The organism is Streptomyces sp. NPDC005485 (assembly GCF_040606085.1).
Classification (GTDB): Bacteria; Actinomycetota; Actinomycetes; order Streptomycetales; family Streptomycetaceae; genus Streptomyces.
In genome coordinates, this window is sequence record NZ_JBEXDZ010000330.1 from 1 (window position 1) to 1,338 (window position 1,338).

At 68.2% G+C, this 1,338-nt stretch carries 1 protein-coding gene and 1 pseudogene; both read right to left on the reverse strand.

The annotated features are described in order from the left end of the window. The coding region (locus tag ABZS97_RS44005) for a thiamine pyrophosphate-dependent enzyme (RefSeq protein ID WP_356149746.1) at positions 1 to 464 on the reverse strand (464 nt) is incomplete at its 3' end. Then, positions 457 to 1,338, reverse strand: a pseudogene (locus tag ABZS97_RS44010) (2-oxoglutarate ferredoxin oxidoreductase subunit alpha); the annotation flags it as partial. The pseudogene ABZS97_RS44010 and the gene ABZS97_RS44005, both read right to left, overlap by 8 nt.

Here is a 1,338-nt window from a genome sequence, read left to right on the forward strand (position 1 = left end):
GGGCTGTACTGGCCCTTGGTCAGGCCGTAGATGCGGTTGTTGAAGAGCAGGATCTTCAGGTTGACGTTGCGGCGCAGCGCGTGGATGAGGTGGTTGCCGCCGATGGACAGCGCGTCGCCGTCCCCGGTGACCACCCAGACGCTCAAGTCCCGGCGGGAGGAGGCCAGTCCGGTGGCGATGGCGGGGGCGCGGCCGTGGATGGAGTGCATGCCGTAGGTGTTCATGTAGTACGGGAAGCGGGAGGAGCAGCCGATCCCGGAGACGAAGACGACGTTCTCCTTGGCCAGGCCGAGTTCGGGCATGAAGCCCTGGACGGTGGCGAGGATCGCGTAGTCACCGCAGCCCGGGCACCAGCGCACCTCCTGGTCGGACTTGAAGTCCTTCATGGACTGCCGGCCCTCGGCCTTCGGCACTAGAGAAAGCGCCTCGATCGTGCCCGCGCCTTCCGTGGACGTCTCAGCCATCGATGGCCTCCTTGAGAGCCGTGGCGAGCTGCTCAGCCTTGAACGGCATTCCGTTGACCTGGGTGTACGAGCGGGCGTCGATGAGGTATTTGGCCCGGATGAGGGTGGCGAGCTGGCCGAGGTTCATCTCGGGGATCACCACCGTGTCGTAGCCCTCAAGGACCCTTCCCAGGTTGTGGGGGAAGGGGTTGAGGTGGCGCAGGTGGGCCTGCGCGATCGCCTCCCCGGCCGCGCGCAGCCGCCGTACCGCGGCGGTGATCGGCCCATACGTCGAACCCCAGCCCAGGACAAGGGTGTTGGCGTGGTGGGGGTCGTCGACTTCCAGGTCGGGGACGTCGATGCCGTCGATCTTGGCCTGCCGGGTGCGGACCATGAAGTCGTGGTTGGCGGGATCGTAGGAGATGTTCCCGGTGCCGTCCTGCTTCTCGATGCCGCCGATGCGGTGTTCCAGGCCGGGTGTGCCGGGGATCGCCCACGGGCGGGCCAGGGTCTGCGGGTCGCGTTTGTAGGGCCAGAAGACGTCCGTGCCGTCCTCCAGCGTGTGGTTGGGTCCCTGGGCGAACTGCACGCGCAGGTCCGGGAGTTCATCGATCTCCGGGATGCGCCACGGCTCGGATCCGTTGGCGAGGTAGCCGTCCGAGAGCAGGAAGACCGGGGTGCGGTAGGCCAGCGCGATCCGCGCCGCCTCCAGCGCCGCGGTGAAACAGTCCGCGGGGGTACGCGGAGCGATCACCGGCACCGGCGCCTCACCGTTGCGGCCGTACATCGCCTGCAGCAGGTCCGCCTGCTCCGTCTTGGTCGGCAGCCCCGTCGAGGGGCCGCCGCGCTGGATGTCGATGACCAGCAGCGGCAACTCCATCGACACGGCCAGCCC